The 19,243-nt window shown below is 32.1% G+C and carries 17 protein-coding genes and 1 tRNA gene; 17 read left to right on the top strand and 1 reads right to left on the bottom strand.

Features of this window, described 5'->3' with window-relative positions:
- The first annotated feature begins 211 nt into the window (after nucleotides 1-211).
- The 17 genes from J4T76_RS06655 (at nucleotide 212) to J4T76_RS06735 (ending at nucleotide 15,862) form a co-directional block, all read left to right on the top strand.
- Nucleotides 212-703 (top strand): NADH-quinone oxidoreductase subunit J family protein, encoded by a 492-nt coding sequence (locus J4T76_RS06655; protein ID WP_267340074.1) that lies wholly within the window; start codon nucleotides 212-214, stop codon nucleotides 701-703.
- 1 nt (nucleotide 704) lies between these two features.
- The gene (nuoK, locus tag J4T76_RS06660; protein WP_267340072.1) at nucleotides 705-1,007 is read left to right on the top strand and encodes an NADH-quinone oxidoreductase subunit NuoK; all 303 of its coding nucleotides are present in this window, start codon (nucleotides 705-707) and stop codon (nucleotides 1,005-1,007) included.
- Nucleotides 1,004-2,851, top strand: a complete 1,848-nt coding sequence (locus tag J4T76_RS06665) for an NADH-quinone oxidoreductase subunit 5 family protein (protein ID WP_267345430.1) — start codon at nucleotides 1,004-1,006, stop codon at nucleotides 2,849-2,851. Before nuoK ends, J4T76_RS06665 begins: the two co-directional genes overlap by 4 nt.
- A 17-nt stretch (nucleotides 2,852-2,868) precedes the next feature.
- Nucleotides 2,869-4,413 carry a complex I subunit 4 family protein gene (locus J4T76_RS06670; RefSeq protein ID WP_267340068.1) on the top strand — a complete coding sequence of 515 codons (1,545 nt, stop codon included), beginning with the start codon at nucleotides 2,869-2,871 and terminating at the stop codon, nucleotides 4,411-4,413.
- A gap of 6 nt (nucleotides 4,414-4,419) precedes the next feature.
- Nucleotides 4,420-6,285 (top strand): NADH-quinone oxidoreductase subunit N, encoded by a 1,866-nt coding sequence (nuoN, locus tag J4T76_RS06675; RefSeq protein WP_267345428.1) that lies wholly within the window; start codon nucleotides 4,420-4,422, stop codon nucleotides 6,283-6,285.
- Nucleotides 6,286-6,473: 188 nt separating this feature from the next.
- Nucleotides 6,474-6,806, top strand: coding sequence for a preprotein translocase subunit YajC (yajC, locus tag J4T76_RS06680; protein ID WP_267340065.1), 333 nt, complete (start codon nucleotides 6,474-6,476; stop codon nucleotides 6,804-6,806).
- Nucleotides 6,807-6,866: 60 nt separating this feature from the next.
- Nucleotides 6,867-8,723, top strand: coding sequence for a protein translocase subunit SecD (gene secD, locus J4T76_RS06685; protein ID WP_267340064.1), 1,857 nt, complete (start codon nucleotides 6,867-6,869; stop codon nucleotides 8,721-8,723).
- A 12-nt stretch (nucleotides 8,724-8,735) separates the two neighbouring features.
- Nucleotides 8,736-9,734, top strand: a complete 999-nt coding sequence (secF, locus tag J4T76_RS06690; protein WP_416380342.1) for a protein translocase subunit SecF — start codon at nucleotides 8,736-8,738, stop codon at nucleotides 9,732-9,734.
- Nucleotides 9,735-9,860: 126 nt separating this feature from the next.
- Nucleotides 9,861-9,936 (top strand) — tRNA-Ala (locus J4T76_RS06695).
- 496 nt (nucleotides 9,937-10,432) lie between these two features.
- Entirely contained in the window at nucleotides 10,433-11,158 is a 726-nt protein-coding gene (locus J4T76_RS06700) for a hypothetical protein (RefSeq protein ID WP_267355527.1), read from the top strand.
- A complete protein-coding gene (locus J4T76_RS06705) occupies nucleotides 11,143-11,799 on the top strand; it encodes a hypothetical protein (protein WP_267355529.1) in 657 nt (218 codons plus the stop codon). The genes J4T76_RS06700 and J4T76_RS06705 overlap by 16 nt, the downstream gene beginning before the upstream one ends.
- A 20-nt stretch (nucleotides 11,800-11,819) precedes the next feature.
- Nucleotides 11,820-12,125 carry a DNA/RNA non-specific endonuclease gene (locus J4T76_RS06710; RefSeq protein ID WP_267340057.1) on the top strand — a complete coding sequence of 102 codons (306 nt, stop codon included), beginning with the start codon at nucleotides 11,820-11,822 and terminating at the stop codon, nucleotides 12,123-12,125.
- On the top strand, nucleotides 12,125-12,463 hold the full coding sequence (locus J4T76_RS06715) for a hypothetical protein (RefSeq protein WP_267340056.1): 339 nt from the start codon (nucleotides 12,125-12,127) through the stop codon (nucleotides 12,461-12,463). The genes J4T76_RS06710 and J4T76_RS06715 overlap by 1 nt, the downstream gene beginning before the upstream one ends.
- A 660-nt stretch (nucleotides 12,464-13,123) precedes the next feature.
- A complete protein-coding gene (locus tag J4T76_RS06720) occupies nucleotides 13,124-13,438 on the top strand; it encodes a chorismate mutase (protein WP_267340054.1) in 315 nt (104 codons plus the stop codon).
- Nucleotides 13,439-13,451: 13 nt separating this feature from the next.
- Nucleotides 13,452-13,967, top strand: a complete 516-nt coding sequence (locus J4T76_RS06725) for a ClbS/DfsB family four-helix bundle protein (protein ID WP_267340052.1) — start codon at nucleotides 13,452-13,454, stop codon at nucleotides 13,965-13,967.
- Between the two features lie 37 nt (nucleotides 13,968-14,004).
- Nucleotides 14,005-14,232: a hypothetical protein gene (locus J4T76_RS06730; RefSeq protein ID WP_267340050.1), complete on the top strand. Its 228-nt coding sequence runs from the start codon at nucleotides 14,005-14,007 to the stop codon at nucleotides 14,230-14,232.
- Nucleotides 14,233-15,145: 913 nt separating this feature from the next.
- A complete protein-coding gene (locus tag J4T76_RS06735; protein ID WP_267340048.1) occupies nucleotides 15,146-15,862 on the top strand; it encodes a hypothetical protein in 717 nt (238 codons plus the stop codon).
- 162 nt (nucleotides 15,863-16,024) lie between these two features.
- Here J4T76_RS06735 and cas3 read toward each other — a convergent pair whose 3' ends face one another.
- Entirely contained in the window at nucleotides 16,025-18,733 is a 2,709-nt protein-coding gene (cas3, locus tag J4T76_RS06740; RefSeq protein ID WP_267345425.1) for a CRISPR-associated helicase Cas3', read from the bottom strand.
- Between the last annotated feature and the right edge of the window lie 510 nt (nucleotides 18,734-19,243).

Here is a 19,243-nt window from a genome sequence, read left to right on the forward strand (position 1 = left end):
TTATAAAATTTTATAATTTTTATTTTTTTTATGATTTTAATTATATTTGTCTTACTTTACTGTTGTATAAAAATAAAATTTCCTATTATTTTTTAACCAAATTGCTTTTTTTTATGTTTGTTTTCTGTTAACACAATGTCAGTAAACTGTATCTTAATATAATTTGGGTATATACTAACGGAACTATAAATGCATATTGGATTATTATTTAATGCTTATTGTTTTCTATATTGCGTCGATTATTGCGGTGTTTGCCAGTATAAAAGCAATTAGTTGCTTACGTGTTGATAAAGCTATTTTATACTTTATTGTTTCACTTTTTTCTTCGGCCTTAATATTTATTTTGCTTGATGCATATTTTTCTGTTGTTCTATACATTTTATTATTTATTGGCGGTACAGTGATTTTGTTTCTATCTGTTGCGGTTATATTGCGAATTCGTATAGATAATGTAGAAAATAGAAAACGAGGTATCAGTCCTAAAATTTGGTTAGGGCCTTTAGTCTTAGCATTTATTTTACTTGTTGTTCTTATTTATGGTGTCGTTAGTACAGACTATTCTCAAATCAAAGAGTCGCATGAATTGATGCACGAAATGTCGGTATATGCTTATATTTTGATATCTGAACTTGCTGGTTTTTTATTATTAGGTGCAATTGTGATCGCTTATCATTTTATGCATCGACTTTTGTCGGAGAAGTAATATGATTTCTCTTATGTATAGTCTTATTCTTGCCTCAATTTTATTTGTGATAGGTTTATTAGGCGTAATGATTCGTCGTAATCTTTATTTTTTGTTATTAAGCCTTATGGTTATGAATAATGGTGCTATCGTTGCATTAGTTTCTGCAAGTAGCTATTGGCAACAATCGGAAGGACAACTTCTTGCTATTTTGGCGGTGGTTACTGTATTAGCTCAAGCTTGTGTAGGACTTGCTTTGCTAATGAAACTAATATATCGCCGTAAAATCTTTAATATTGATTCACTGAGTGAAATGAAAGGATGAATTTACTTTACTTAACTATTATTATTCCTTTGCTGTCTTTTTTATTGCTAGTTTGTCTAGGTAGACATCTCCGACCGATTAATGTCATGATTATCGGTTTTAGTACAATGCTAATCACAGATCTTATTACTATGTTTACCTGTATTGATTATATAAAAAACACAGTACCGGATATGTTATTAGTGTATACCAGACCATTATGGAATTGGTTTTCGGTTGGGGATTTTATCGTACCTCTATCTTTAACCTTAGACGGTTTATCATTGATATTTTTAGTTATAATTGCCTTTTTGGGATTATTAATTTATTTCTTTGCGGCAAGCTATCTAACATCAAAAAAAGATATTTATACTTTTTATGCCTATAGCAATTTATTAATCGCAAGTATATTAACTATTATATTGGTTGATAATTTATTAGTTATGTTAATTGGTTGGGAAGGGGTGAGTATAAGTACTTACTTACTTATTGGTATTTATTATAAACAATTGCGCAATGGTTATGCTGCCGTTAGAGCTTTTGTGATTATGCATTTAACGGATATCTTTTTAATTGTTGGTGTATTTTTACTTTATCAAACCTTAGGTACTTTAAATATTCGTGAGATTTTAACACAAGCCCATGATAATTTAGCGATTGATTCCGATATCATCTTTTGGATCACATTGATGCTATTTTTAGGTGCTATTAGTAAGTCTGCTCTTTTTCCAATGCAATCGTGGTTTGTCGAAACAACACTAGCACCAATGCCTGCTGTAGCTTTAATGCAATCATCTACTGTTATATTAGCAGGAGTATACTTGATTTTAAGATTAAGTAACTTGTTTATTATGTCTAGTGATACGTTAGCGATCATGACAATATTTTCATCGCTGACGGTCTTATTTGCAAGCTCCATCGCCTTAGTACAAAGTGATGTTAAACGAATTGCAACTTATATTAATTTAGCTCAAATCAGTTATTTATTTTATGCTTTTGCAACCCAAAGTTGGGGTTTATCTATTAATTGCTTAATTAATTATGTTGTAACCAGTACTTTATTAATTTTAGCATCGGCAATATTACTCAAAAAATGTCAAGGTGAGAGAGATATTAATAAACTTGGAGGACTTTTAAAATCATTCCCCATTTTATATGCCATATTTTTGATTATTATGTTATCGTTAAGTGCAATTCCTTGGATTTCAGCTTCATTTTATATTAAAGGTGATATTATTTGGGGATTAATGATAAAAGATCATTTAATAGCAGGAACGATTGGTTTATTAGGCATTTTGTTATCTAGTTTAAGTATATGGCGCTTAATTTTCATGGTTTTTTACCATAAACCAAAAATTGCTGAATTCGCTAAAACAAAATGGATTAGTTATTGTCCAATTTTTATCTTACTGATGTTTACAACGGCCATTTTTATCTATTTTCCAATACCGGTTCAAGATATTTTTCCAATTGCCAAGCTTGATACTGATAGTCAGTTATCTTTTCAACTGTTGTTAGCTGCGGTAACTGTCTTAAGCTTTGTTATTGCTTATATTCTATATGCACATCCAAATAGTGAAGTGCGAGAGGTACTTGATACGCCAATGGTGAAATTCATCGTAAGATTATGTAGTTGCGATTGGCGATTTGATTATTTTCTAAATGTCATTTTTGTAAAACCTTATGTGTCTTTAGCGAATATGCTTAAAAAAGATCCTTTGGCGATTTGGGATAATTGGATTATGTTGGGCATAAAAAAAATAAACTCATATATTGTCAGCTTAGAAAATGGGCATATTCGATGGTATATGGTATCTATTGTTATAGGTAGCATTATTATATTAATGTTACTGGTTTTTATTTAATAAAGGTGTAATCATTCATGTTGTTATGGCTTGTTTTTTTACCTGTTATAGGTGGATTTATTAGTTGGTTATGCCATGTATTTTTATTGCGAATTGTGAGATCCTCTCGAATGGTTTCGCGATGGTATCAATTACCGATGATTATTGCTTTCATAACTATTTTTATAACTTTATTGTTATCATTAAGTTTATGGCATGAGGGGATAACTGTTTTACAGCAAGGCAATAATTGGAAAGAAGAAGTTAATATTGAATGGATTCCTTTGCTGAATATTCACTTCCATTTAGTTTTAGATGGCTTATCATTAGTTTTAATTACCTCAACTCTATTTATTGTATTACTGACGATTGGTTATTCAAGCAAAGAAAACCCGAATAATTTCGGTTTATTTTATTTATGCATTTTATTTATGACATCTGCCATTATGATGCTATTTGTAATAACCGATCTATTTTTAATGTTCTTTTTTTGGGAAGCAGTGGCAATACCAATCTATTTTTTAATTTCTTTATGGGGAAGGCGAGACTCAAATTCTCAATTAAGATTTAACGGGGCGAGTAAATTTTTAATTTATACACAAATTAGTAGTCTATTGATGTTAATTTCAGTTGTCTCGTTGGCATTAATTAACTGGACTTTATCGGGTTATTGGACATTTGATTACCAAGAACTAACCAAAACACCAATTTCAAGTTACACTGAGTTTATGTTGATGTTAGGTTTTTTAGCTGCCTTTATTATTCGCGTTCCGTTTGTACCCTTTCATAGCTGGTTTATAGATGCTCACATTGAGTCATCAACTACTGGCTCAATGATGATAAGTGGATTATTACTCACAACCGCGACATTCGGCTTGTTACGTATAGTTATTCCACTTTTTCCTAATGCTTCTGTTATGATTATGCCGTTAATTATGATAATGGCATTACTTACAGTGATCTACTCGGCATTACTAACATTTATTCAAACCGACATCAAAAAATTAATAGCTTATGTACATATCGCCTTAATGGGATTTGTAACTGCAATTATCTATAGTGGTTCTGTTATTGCTTATCAAGGTATTGTAATACAAATGATTGCTATCAATTTAGTTATCGTTGGTATGTTTATAATTAGTGGCTTGTTAGTTGAATGTTATTCAACACGCAACATCAATCAATTCACTGGTCTTAAACAACAAGTACGCTATATCTCTTCTTTCACCTTATTTTTTATGTTAGCAATTTTAGGTATTCCAGGCACAGCTAATTTTGTCGGAAATTATATGATGTTACTTGGTAGTTATTCGTCTTTTTCATCTTATACAATTTTGCTCGTTGTTGGTCTATTACTATTGTCTGTTTCTTTTATTATTCGAATGCAACCTATATTTTATGGTGTTGTTGAAAAAGGTTGTGTAACAAAACATCAACTTGGTAAACGAGATATTTCACTACTAGCTAGTGTATTTATTGTACTTATTTTTATTGGCTTATATCCACAAATAGTTTTAGATATGTCTTATTCGGTGGTGAATCAAACACAGCAATATATAACTGCGGAACGAGTAGGAGAGTAATAACTTATGATAGCATTATCGCCTATATTTGTAATAAGCTTTACTATCATTGTTTTGCTTATCTTATTATTTTTTATAAAAATAAACTCTAAAGTGTGCGCTATTATAACCGTATGCGGTTTAGGGTGTGCGTTAACTTGTGCTGTCATTATTGGATACAATATTTCATCTAGTACCCAAATGATTACTAATATTAGTAATGATAATATGCAAATATCGGACAATTCTGATGTATCAATTCAAGATGCTGCATCCTCAAGTGAGCAAACTATTGCCGTAGATGCTGTACCGACTGAAGTGGGTGCAGCATCTAATGATAATAATGTTAATACGCAAGCTGATACCAAAAAAGAAAATAATACTGAAGTAAGTACTAGCATTAATCACAAAACAAATATTAATACTGAAACTCACACTAATATCGAAACTAGTACTAATTCTGTGACATATACTAATAACGAAGAGAGTACTCCTGTTGGAAGTAATGTCAATACTGATCCTACAACGGCAGCAGATAACAATAAAGGTAGCAACAATTTACAAGCTGATGCTTCTGTGCCGCAATGGAAAGCGAGCCATATTACAGCACTTTTTACCTGTGATAATTATGGATTGCTCTACACTGGCTTAATTTTAATTATTGCCATTACCGTATCTAGTTTGGCTTATCGTTGGTTTGTACAAGAGCAGTTACCTCATGGTCTTTTTTACGTCATTTTATTATTTATGACTTTAGGCGGTATAACACTTGTGTATGCTAGTCATTTAATTTCGTTCTTTATTGGTATCGAATTGCTTTCAATACCTTTTGTCGGATTAATAGGCTATCAATATATCCAAACCCACTCCTTAGAAGCCGCGGTTAAATATATGATTTTATCAGCTGTGGCGAGTGCGTTTTTATTAATGGGAATTGCTTTTTATTATGCTACAACAGGCGAGCTGACTTTCAGTGGTTTGAGTTATCAACTATCAACGATGTCTTATCCAAGTAATTTATTACTCATGGGGGTTTGCTTAATACTCGTTGGTGTAGGCTTTAAACTATCATTGGTTCCATTTCAACTTTGGTTACCTGATGTTTATCAAGGCGCACCAACAGTTGTGGCTTTGCTTTTATCAACAGTTGGTAAAGTTGCACTATTCTGTGCTATTGCAAGGTTGTTTTTATTGGCACCGATTGTTAATAATGAAACCATCCGTATGATTTTGGTGATCATGGCCTTTTTGTCTATTTTATGGGGTAATTTAATCGCATTAATGCAAAGTAGTTTAAAACGGTTGCTTGCATACTCCTCCATTGCACATTTCGGGTATTTATTAATTGCTTTAATTTCCGTGCAATATCAAGTGCTTGCTTTAGAAACCATCGGCGTCTATCTAATCGGTTATATTTTAGCAAACATTTGCATTTTAGGTGTGATTAGTCTGGAATCTCATTCAAATGAACTGCAAGATCATGAAAATGAAGTCGATCTTTCAGGATTATTTTGGCGTAGACCAATTTTAGCCTTAACAATGGGAATAGGATTATTATCATTAGCGGGCGTACCGCTTACAGCCGGTTTTGTAGGTCGTTTTTTACTGGTATTATTAGGTGTTACTGCGGAATTGTGGTGGTTAATAGCCGCTGTAGTAATAGGTAGTGCGTTGGGACTTTATTTTTATGCGCGTTTAATAATTAATCTTTATATCAGACCAACTTATCGTGATGATCAATTAATAAACAATCCAGTAATTAAATTAAAATGGCAGGATATAAAAATAAGTGAGCTTATCATAGCATTATCTGCACTATTAATTTTGATTTGCGGCATTTATCCAAAATGGTTATTTAACTTGGTAAGCATGGCGCAATACTTAACAACCTAATAAAAACGCTTCCGCTTTCATTATTTTGTTGGCGGAATAATTGTAGCTTATCTAATATAGATCGTTATTTTTTATACTCAAACGTATAGTTAACCTGAAACTTCTTAACAAGAAATAGTTAATAACAGAATTGTTTCTTGTGTTATAATTCTGACCTTTAATATTTTATTTGAATCAAGAGGACCTGTATGGACTTTTTAATCTCTAATGCTTATGCTGCTGATGGTGCTGCAGTTGAAAATAATCCTTATTTCTTACCTATTATGTTAGTTGTATTTGGTTTGTTTTTCTATTTTATGATTATGCGCCCACAACAAAAACGCGCTAAAGCTCATCGTGACTTAATGTCTGCGATTTCTAAAGGTGATGAAGTATTAACCAATGGTGGGCTTATTGGTCGAGTAGCAAAAGTTAACGAAAATGGTTATATTGCGTTAGAATTAAATGATTCAACTCAAGTTGTGATCAAACGTGACTTCATCACATCTGTTTTACCAAAAGGGACAATGAAATCACTATAATAGTGTATTTCCTATTATAGTTCATTGTGTTAATTACCTAATCCCACAAGAGAATACGTCGTGTTAAATCGCTATCCTTTGTGGAAGTACATTATGTTGGTCGTCGTGATTTGCGTCGGCCTTCTCTATGCGCTTCCAAATATTTATGGTGAAGATCCTGCTATACAGATTTCTGGTTCAAATACTTCTGAAATTGATATTACCACACAAGATAAAATCAGAAAAATTTTGGCAGATAACCACATTGAAACCAAGTCATTTATTTTTGAAAATAAATCCGTCTTAATCCGTGTTGGTGATAATGATTCTCAGCTAAAAGCTAAAGAACTGATTTCTAAAGAGTTAGGTGACGCTTATATTGTTGCTTTAAATTTGGCTCCAGCAACACCAAAATGGCTTACTGTATTAGGCGCAGAGCCGATGAAGCTTGGTTTAGACTTGCGAGGTGGTGTTCATTTTTTAATGGAAGTTGATATGACCACTGCATTAAGTAAACTCATTGAACAATCTATTGAAAATTTAAAATTTGAGTTTAATAGTAGCAAATTAAAATATAAATCAATTAATAAAGATGGTAACCAACAAATTGTTATACAATTTGATAGTACCGAAGATCGTAATAAAGCCATTACTAAAATCAATGCTATCCCAGATTTTAAACTTATCTCTCAAAATGAAAACACTATTACCTTAAGCATTAGTGAGCAACGATTACAACAAGCTAAAAATGATGCTGTACAACAAAATACGACTATTTTACGTAATCGTGTAAATCAATTAGGTGTAGCTGAACCAATTGTTCAACGCCAAGGTTCAGATCGAATTGTCGTTGAATTACCAGGTATTCAAGATACAGCCTTAGCTAAACGAATTTTAGGCGCCACTGCTACACTTGAATTTAGACAAGTAAATGAAGATAACACCGCTAATTTACCCGCTATGTTGGCAGGTGAAATACGTGTACCTTACGGTTCTGAAATCAAATATATGGAAAATGGACGCCCTGTTTTACTCTATAAACGCATCGTTTTAACAGGAGATCATATTACTGATTCTACGTTTAGAGTTAATGAATATGGTCAACCAGAGGTTTCCATTACGCTTGATAATTCAGGCGGTAAAGCAATGTTAAACTTCACTCAAAAAAATATTCATAAAGCAATGGCTACGTTATTTGTTGAATATAAAGATACAGGCAAACGTGATGAAAATGATAAACCGATTCTTGAAAAACAAGAACGTGTTATTAATGTTGCAACAATTCAGGGTATTTTTAGTGAACGATTCCAAGTAACGGGTATAAGCAGCATTGATCAAGCTAAAAACTTATCACTACTCTTAAGAGCAGGGGCATTGATTGCACCAATTCAGATAATTGAAGAACGTACAGTTGGACCATCAATGGGACAAGAGAACATTACACAAGGTTTAGAATCTTGCGTATGGGGATTATTAGTTTCTGTAATCTTTATGTTGGTCATGTATCGTTTGTTTGGTGTATTTGCAAGCCTTGCACTAGTTGCTAATCTCATTCTAATTGTTGGAATAATGTCCTTATTACCTGGAGCCACATTAAGTATGCCAGGTATTGCTGGAATAGTATTAACAGTCGGTATGGCGGTTGATGCAAATGTTCTAATTAATGAGCGAATAAAAGAAGAACTCAGCAATGGTCGTGGCGTACAACATGCAATTAATGAAGGATATGCAGGAGCCTGGAGCAGTATATTTGATGCTAACATAACTACATTAATTACTGCGGTTATCCTTTATGCTGTTGGTACAGGATCAATCAAAGGTTTTGCTATAACATTAGGTATAGGTATCATAACATCAATGTTTACATCGATTGTAGGTACTCGTGCATTAGCCAATCTTATTTATGGTGGTCGCCGTGTTACTAAGTTATCAATTTAGAGGTTTATTGTGATTGTTAATAAAAATGAAAATCATGATGTAAGAGAATTGAATCATGGCCGCAGAGTGCTCGACTTTTTAAAATTTGGCTTTGTAGCTTTTGTTATCTCAATGTTATTGGTGGTAGCATCATTTGTTATTATTTTTGTAAAAGGTTTTAACCTTGGGCAAGATTTTACAGGTGGTACTACTGTTGAAATAACTGTGAACAAAGACGTTAATCTTGATGATCTACGTAATAGTTTACGTCATGCTGGTTATCACGAACCGGTTGTTCAATACTATGGTAGTAGTAAAGATATTATCATTCGATTACCTTCAGCTAAGCAAGAAGATGGCAGTGCATCATCAGTAATTGATAATGCATTAGGTGCAAAAATTTCTAATTTAGTTCATAAAGAAATTGATGCAGATGCACAAATTAAACGAATTGAATTTGTCGGACCAACGGTTGGTGCAGAACTGGCCCAAGATGGTATATTGGCAATTTGTGCAGCATTAGTTTGTATACTAATTTATATTGCATTTCGTTTCGAATGGCGATTTGGTACTGGAGCGGTAGTTGCATTAGCGCATGATGTAGTTATTACCGCTGGGTATCTATCACTGTTTGAACGTGAATTAGATCTAACTATTATTGCTGCAATGTTGTCAATTATTGGTTACTCACTTAATGATACTATTGTGGTATTTGATAGAATTCGTGAAAACTTCAGAAAAATACGCCGGGCATCTCCTTATGATGTTATCAACATCTCGTTAACGCAAACACTACATCGAACCTTAATGACATCAGGAACAACGCTTGCCGTGGTTGTTATCCTATATATTTTTGGAGGTTCTATGTTGAAAGGTTTCTCAGAAACATTAGGCGTTGGTATTGTACTTGGTACAATTTCATCGATTTATGTGGCTGCATATATGTCCCTTAAACTAGGCGTTAAGCGCGAGCACTTTATGCCTCCAAAAATAGAAGCAGAAGGCGCTGATCAACCTTCAATATTACCATAAACTAATATTCTGCCACATTGATTGTGGCAGAAATCACTTGATTAATTATCAGACAAATAAAATCAAATAGATTGACACTTAATCTCTAGTTGCATATCATTAGCCCCAGTTTATCCCTTTCTATTGGGGGCCATAGCTCAGCTGGGAGAGCGCAACGCTGGCAGCGTTGAGGTCAGGGGTTCGATCCCCCTTGGCTCCACCAATTCACTATTTTGTAAGAGTCTTTTAACAAATGGACATGCAAGTATATATTTCCAAGTATAAAACCATCTTACACAAACTTTATGCTGAACTCTCTCATAATCTCAAAATTTTAATGTAAATAGTTCAATAAATTATTTTTATCTTTATGAGTTTTTGGACACACTAAAGGCTATATAATTATTGTGATTACATGGTTTTTAAACAATTATTCATCATAAAAATAGGCGTTTAAGCAAGTAAATGGATACCTATTTAATATCATAAAAGGCAGCTAACCGCTTAGCACGCTCCTGAAATATCTAACGAACGGTAACGAATAAAAGATTGTGCAAAATTAATGACGATTGTTCGCTTCCACAAAAAAATGGAAGCCATTAACGGTAATAGACGATAAATATATAGTTACACATCTGCTATTTAAAAAAATAATTAATAACCGATATTATATAAAGTAAATTAAATTATCGTTACAGCATATAATAATCATAGATATCATGAAATATTATTTATTAATGACCACAAGGCAGTGGCAAGAATTACAAAACCAAAAAGAAGAGTATTCAAGTTTTCGCCCTAATCCTTTAATCACTAACAGTCTTATACAATATAGTAAGCTAAAACCTGTTCGCTATGATTATAGTAGTAAAATGGATGAAATTATCCATTATTGCGTTAAACATCAAGACGAGTGTAAGAACTTATACCCACCCCTTGAAGAGCTGGGTTTATATTATGGGACTAATACCTGTAATAAAGACGATAAAAGACTCTCTGCAGCACTAAAAGAAGCAATAGAATCACAACGCGCTATTTTATTTGAAATGCCTATTGAACATCATTCAGGTATGTTACAACCCGAACATAACACATCAAATCGTAACCGAACACCTCGTAAATTAACCCCTGATGAAGTAAAAATGTACGAGCTGAAGACAAAATATAATAATCAAGATAATTATATTGAATTGATGGTTGATCATTTAGCGAATCACCCATTTACGATATTTGATAATGCCAGCCAGAAGATGCTTAAGCAAGGGACTTTAGACAGCAGTGGTTACGCCTATGTTAGCTTGCCGGTAAACGCCAAATATGTGGATATCGTCTTTGATAAGCAGCAAAAAGCTCGTCCATGGTATTACGATGTACCATTACAATTATTAGGCGGGATTCGTGATGCGGCGCAATCTGTGGCGGATTTAGCATGGATTCATCCCTAATTAAACAAGCTATGGAATATGGTGTTGACGACGAAATAAAAAAACCGATTCAATTGACCAATGTTCCTGAGACCGAAACCACATCTGGCGCACTTGCCCATGGTGTAAGCCAATTTCTTATCGGTTTTATCCCTGCATCTAAAGCAATCAAGTTTATCAAACCTATATCGAAAATGGGTAAGCTAGGTCAAAGCATAATAGCGGGCGGTGTCACGGATTTTAAGGTTTTTGCTCCTCACGAAGAACGGCTATCCAATCTCGTTCAATCATTTAAAGAACTACAAAATCCTGTTACTGAGTATTTACAAGCTGATCCCGATGATAGCGTTGCTGAAGGACGTTTTAAAAATGCTTTAGAAGGATTATTGATAGGTGCGCTTGCTGAACCCTTTGCCCATTCATTACGAGCATTAAAATACGCAAGAATCAAATGGCTGGTGTCAGACGTTAAAACGAAAGCTCACTATAAGCTTGAAATTGTAACTCTTGAAACCGAATCAGGCAGTAAAGGTAATTGGAATAAAGATCTTAATAATCCTCAGTCTAATACAATATATATTGTAGATGGTAATAAAACATATCATACTGATCACTTAGGTAGAATCAAAAAGGTGAAGCGACTCTTAAGCTTGATGCATTAGACAGAAATACTTATCAACAATTGAAAGCAGGTAAACAAGGCATTGAAGGTGACGAAGGCGGTCATTTAATTGCTACCCTACTAAATGGAGCTGGCGAAAAGATTAACCTGCTACCAATGAATGCCAACCTTAATCGTGGTGTATGGAAACAAATGGAAAATAAATGGGTAAAAGCCTTAGAAGAAGGAAAAACGGTTAAAGTTAAAATTGAGCCTATTTATAATAGTAGTGGTATAAGACCATATAAATTTGAAGTGTCTTATTATATTGATGGAAAAGACACCATATATAAAGATTTTTATAATCGTCCACACGGAGGAAATTAATGAATAATGATATTTATAATAAAATTGGTGGAATTTTGATTACTAGTGCGCCAGACGATAGTAAAAAAATAATTGCAAGAATAGAGATAACTGGAACAAACGACGTTGGTACTTATACTTTTAATTATATAAATTCGTTAGGTAATATAAAAAACTATAGACCAGTATCGCGAGCTAGAGATGATCTTTTTGATGCAATACTAGAACTAAAAAAATATATGTTAGAAAACAATTTAACCAACGGAAAACCTATATGGGCTGGTTGTATTGTTACTGTTGATCTTGAAAGTTCAAAAATTAATATTGAATTTAAGTACGAACCATTTATTGAAGAGTAATCTTATTATTAAAGATAGGTAATAAACATTTATAATCAAATGATTAGGCATATTATTAGGTGTATGGTACATAATGTACCTAAACAATATATCTATAATTATTATAGTATGGAAAATTCTACTTTTAACTGGTACACAAATAAAAAATCCAAATCAAGAGATAGAGACTGTTTTTTATTTGGCAGTGACGGCATGTATCTCTTAGTTTAATCGAATAATTATAATAAATTCAACGTGTTATATTTGCATGTTTGTAGAGCAAAAAAGAGAAGGCATTAATTAGCTTCAGTAGTTATCCTGAGCTTTCATTACTGCCAGCGCGAAAAAAACTTCTAATGAATTAATACGATCTAAAATAGTTCTTACATTAAATTACTATACTGTAATGTATCTAACTGTATATTAGAGTATTATTTTCGTCTAATCTGATTTCCCAAATATTGTGGGCGTTTTATAGCAAGAATTAAACAAACGAATTCATAAACGCTGTGAAGGTATAATTAAAATCTCCCCTAACGAAATAAAAATAGATAAAATCGAACAATTTCTGACTGTTTTTAGTTGAATATAATTCAAAATTAAAAATTATGATTAATAGTTTTATATAAAACAACATAATGCTAGGATAGTCATTGATTGATTTTTAACAGGCTAAATATTATGCAATATAATCCTAAGTTAACCGCCAAACAATGTACTAATATGGACGAGATTCGTTCAGAGATAGATCAGATTGATCACACTGTTATTAAACTATTTGCAGCTCGCTTTGAATATGTAAAAGCTGCTAGTAAATTTAAAAAAAGTGCCAGTGACGTGCAAGCCAAATCCCGTTTTGACACTATGCTTGAGCAACGAAAACTTTGGGCCAATGAGTTAGGACTAAATGGCGATATTATTAAAGAGTTATATGCTAATTTGATTCGTTATTTTATTAATGAAGAATTAAATCAATATAAAAATAAAGCAAAATAAGGATAGTCTGTCTATGGCTTATACCAGTAAACAACAGTTATTGAATGAAATAAACAAAACCGCTAAATTGTTTATTGAAGAATTTGATACGTTAACAGAATCTCTAAAAGATCAGTTAATTCATGGTGTCGATCGTACTCCTGTGCAAATGATTGCTTATCAGTTAGGATGGTTGGATCTTGTTAAGTCTTGGGATGATGATGAACTTGCTGGACAAACCCCAACATTACCAGCAGAAGGCTACAAATGGAATCAGTTAGGCACATTATATCAACACTTTTATAAGATTTATCAGGATTATTCATTACAAGAACTAATTACATTATTTAACGAGAAACTTGTTATCTGGAATAATTGGATTGAATCTTTGGACGATGATACATTATTTATTAAAGACAAACGTAATTGGACTAAACCTTTCCCTGAATCTTGGACCGTAGCGCGCTTTCTTCATATCAATTCTGTGGCACCGTTTAAATCGTTTCGAACCAAAATCAGAAAGTGGAAAAAGTTAAGCGAACTAGTTTAAATGTAACTTAATATCAATGTAATCAAATAGGAATGATATGGCTTTTTCAGAAAAAGAGCGCCAACAATTGTTACAACTAAAATTTGTGGGTAGCAAAATTATTGACAGACTCGAACAAATGGAACTTGATTCTTTTGATAAATTACGCCATGCCACTTTAGATGAAATACTAAGCAAAGGCGCATTATTAACAGGCTCAACTTGTTGGAAAAATAGCCATCAAGCCAAAACAGCCATCAATAATATTTTGGATTTAGTTAAATAATGACAGTTGCGCATAATAGATCATTGTTTTTTTTAAATTTTAATTTATAGTCATTTTGGTCATCAGTAATAAATAATTACCCCTGATTTTATTAAGTAATTAATAGTGGAATGAAAAAAAGTTTGAGGTTAACTATACGTTTAAGTAAAAAATTATTGATTGGTTTAAACCATTATTTCTAATCCACAGCAGTAGTATTCAAATTATTTAATTAAAGAGTCATATTGAGTAAATTTACTGACATTATCAGAAATGATCGTTTTTAACATTTTATTGAACATAGGTAAAACAGTTATTAATATCAATAACTAAAGCATTTTAAATAGTTGTCATCATTAAAACATTTAAACAAACTGAAACAAGTCAATCCTCATCTAATATTGTTTACCAACCCGATGATAAAGAAGCAGGAGATGATTTTAACAAAACAATGCCTTTATACTCATAGCAATATTCTGGAGCTCAATATCAAGCTCAATTAGCCAAACAGGCAATAAAACAGCAGGTTAGGTCAACTTACTTATTTGAATCGCATGCGTTTTAATTTATTATCCTACAATCACTAAACTTCGAGTTAGTAAACACGAACTTTATTGTTAACTCTATGTATTAGTTGCTATTTTATTTATAATTGGTTTACTTATGCATTTCATTTGCCAACGTATCTAATTTAGATATAATCTTCATATTTTGATAAACTAAATATGGATAAAAGATAAAATATTAATTTTATACAAAAAGTTATTATTAACGGATTACTATTTTAAAGTTTGGTTCTATTTGGTTTCAGTCAACTATAAATGTTATTTTTATATAAAGTTATGATAAAATTTTTATAAAAAGAGTATTTGTTAAATAATTAAATTGTTGTAAAGTAGGCAATCTTTTAGTAGTCAAAGGATTAAGGATTTTTATGAAAACATGGCAGCGTGTTTTAGCTTGGTTTTTGGGTGGTTGCTTGATTGTTGGTGCGTTTTGGTTTTTTACTCAATCTTCATTAATTGGCAGCGACAATCAGATGGAAAAAGAAAAACAAATACTCATTTCTGAGTTTAATGCAAATAAAGATAATATTCTTTTACAAATTAATCAGTTAATCACTGAAGAAAAATATGATGAAGCGATTTCTTTAGCGAGTAAATATCAGGTTACAGAAGACGAAGCATTATTGAAATTGAAAGATCAAGCTCAAACTGAGTTAACAAAAGTCAATACTCAAAAACAAATTGCAGATTTGTCGAATGAGCTTAATGCTACTCCTGAATCTGAAATACAGAAGAAATTTGATTTATATAGTAAATTATTAGAACTTGTTCCTGATAATTTGGAATATAAAACTCAACAAGCTGAGTTACAAACCATATTAGAAAGACAGCATCTAATTCGTTCTCAATTTACTGGTGAGAATGGTGCTCATCGTAAACTTGAAAAATTCATAAAATTTAAAATGAAAGATGTTAGCACTTATAAACATCTTGAAACGAAATACATCGAAAATAACGATGATACTTTCACAATTATCACCACATTTAACGGTAAAAAGGGTGATAGCGGTAAGATTACTAAAAATGTTGTCACAGCGATTGTTGATATAAATGGCAATCCAATACGTATTGTAAGTTGGAAATAAAAGGAGCGATAGCTCCTTTTTTAAGGATATTTTATATTGGTCACCACTGCATCTATACTGTTTTCTTTCTTCACCTTTCTTTTAATTAATTCTGTTTTAAAATATTTCATCTATGATTTAAATCAGTTTATTTTCTTAATGGTTTACAATTTATTGTTACAATTAGTTGGCATAAAAACCTAATAATTTTGAGTAAAATAGTGAATCTTTCTCTTTTTCGAGTAGAACGATGATTGCTTGTGGTCTATGCAATTTTTTTCTAATCTTTTCTAACTTTACTGGATCAAGCTGTGGTATGCTATTTTTTATTCTTTGCCATTTTGATAGGCTGATGGTCACACGGCTTTGTTCCCATGCATATTCACGATTAATACTATAAGGAATTATTTTTTCCTCTTCATTATAAGCTAAATATAGATCGATATTATCTTTAGATAATCGGGTTGATAATTCGATGCTATTATCCCAATAGCTATTAATATCTCGTTTATAACCATTGTTGAAATTTAATAGGCTTTGCTTGGCTATAGCGGATTGACTCAGCGAATTTCCTTTTTCTTTATAGTAAGCTTCTAATAACCCTGAAGGAAGCTCGATATCTTCAGCATAAACAGAATCAATCAATAAACGTGCATCTTGTGGCATTTTAATAGACTTTTGCTGAATAAGGATTTTTTGAGTTAACCATAAATAAGCATGATTAGGGTATACATAACTGGTATTGTGAAAGGCAGGATTGGTGAGCCAATTTCCTTTGGGATCATCTTGCCAAGGTGGTGCAAACACCGTAAGCACTGGAGGATCGCGTTCATCCTCGGCTTGCGCATGCTTATTATAAGGTTTGATATTACCATGTTTATCTCGCACATGCCGTTGTAAACGTCCTGCACGTTGTATTAAGAGATCAATAGGCGCGATGTCACTGATCATTTCGTCAAAATCAAGATCTAAAGATTGTTCTATTACTTGGGTTGCAATGATCACTTTTGCTTGGCGAATTTCATTATTTGAGATTTTTCCTGCCCATGTTAAGGCTTTTTCTTCAATTTCCAATCGATCACAAAAAGCAAACCGACTATGAAAAAGTAAAATATGATCGGTGTCTATATTCAAGGTGAGTTGTAATTGTTGATATAAGTCAATTGCATCTGCTACACTATTTTTTATCCAACAAATAATCTTACCTTTTTCTATTGCTTGTTGAATTTGATTTATCCCTGCTTGAACATCGGTAATCCAGTCTATTTTAACTTCACGTTTCACGTCTTCTCTGGTATCTATTGGTTGTACAGTTAAGCCATGATAATTAAGTTGAGTTATAAGTGGAAACGGTAATGGCTGTTTTAAAGATAAGTCTTGTTGGCTATTAGTTAATCCTCTATAAAATGCATTGAGTAACTTTTCACGTAAAAAGTCCGGTAATGTGGCAGTTAAAATAATGGCGCAACCACCTTGTAAAGCGTGATAATGAAGTAATGCCTCTAATAGTTTTACCATATAGCTGTCATAAGCATGAACCTCGTCTAATATAAGTAACTTATGCCGCAAACCTAATAAACGTAATGACTGATGTTTAAATGGCATAATAGCCATTAAAGCCTGATCTAATGTACCTACGCCAACTTCTGCCAATAAGGCTTTTTTGCGTGTATCGACAAACCATTCTTTACATTCAGCGCTGATAAATTGTTCTTCTTTAGGATATTTTTGTTGAATGATGCCATCTTTCGTTAAAATTGATTGCGTAAAATTTGGATTCATATAGCTAGCACCATGTGCTAACACTAATGATGGGTGACTGCCTACTTGGTATAATTGCTCGTAGACATTTGCTGTGCGTTGATAAATAGCATTAGCTGTTGCCATAGTTGGTAGACCGATATATATTCCTTTTGCCTTTTGATCTGACATTAATCTACTTGCTAATATCATTGATGCTTCGGTTTTTCCCGATCCAGTAACATCTTCCATAATAAATAATTCAGGGCCTTTTTTAGATAATTGACAGGTTAATGCATGCGCTTGCAATGGCGTTGGTTTTTCAATAAAAGGAAATAAACTTTTCACATTTTTAAAAGGAGCAACAGGAGATGATTTGGGTAAAGTTGTTATGGCCTTTTCAGCTTGAATGATTGCATGATTTTGCCAATATTCAGTTAATGGCATCACTTGCCAAATGAATGAAAATAATTGTTCATTTGATCCTAAACAATCGCTGATAACGGCTAAAGCAGCAATCAACCAACTTATTTGTTTCAGTTTTTCTTGATGAGCTTTATTGAAAAAAAATTTTGGATAAGGTTGTAATTTGTTATCTTGAGTAAAAAGTTGGTTAATTGTTTGAATATAATCAGATGCGCTTTTTTTATCTTTCTGATTAAATGATAAATTACCTTTAATATTTAGTTCAGGTGGCTTCCCATGGTGCCCAGTCATAATTAACAACCAAATATCATATAAGTTCTCAATTTTTCGATTATATTTCTCCAATTGTATTTCTGGATTAAATAATAAGGATTCTCGCCATAACCAATAACCAAGCGAGTCATGTTTAGAAAAATACCTTTTTGAGGGATCAGCAGAAACCAGTTGTGGGTTATTGTGCTTAAATAGTTTTTGAAATCCATTAGCAAATTTACCAATATCATGCCAAGCTAAAAAATAAGCAAACCAAAGGGCAGCTTGTTCTTTATCTTTTGAGGAAAAACCTATTTGTTCAAATAATTCAAAAGAATTTAAATAATTATGTTTGACGATATGATAACCGCATGCTGCTACATCCAAATTATGATACACAAGCAAATGATAGGTATGATTATCGTTATTTTGTCGACATTTTCCCCAATATTGATAAAAAGATTCTGCCATCATAATCATTGTCCTTTTTTAATTGTCGATAGATTAATTTATCCTTCTTTATTGGATACCTGAGCTATAAGACATAAATAAAAAACCAATAATTTTATATAATTAATTTTATTATATACTCTATTGTTACATTAAATAGGTATTATGCAAGTAAATCGATTTTCGTCGTTATTTGTTTTGTTAAGTTATTTACTAAACGCTTTCTCTTCTAAAGCTTAAAAAGCTTATAATTTACTCTATTAATACTATAATCGGTTGAATGTAAAAATACAGAGAATAATTTTAAATGTGAACTCAAACGTTATATTTACCTGAAATTTATTTACATAAAGGTTAGTTTTATAAAAGAGTAAGTGAATTAAATCCTATATTTATCGACTCATAAAGACAGTATTAATAAATGTAATATCTGTTTTAATGTTAACTCTAGTATTTATTTTTGAGTTTATTAATTAGGTTTTGCTCATTTAGTTGAAGTTTGGCAAAATAGATGAACTATTATAGGTGGGAAAA

The sequence above is a fragment of the Gilliamella sp. B3022 genome (genome assembly GCF_028751545.1).
Taxonomy (GTDB): domain Bacteria; phylum Pseudomonadota; class Gammaproteobacteria; order Enterobacterales; family Orbaceae; genus Gilliamella.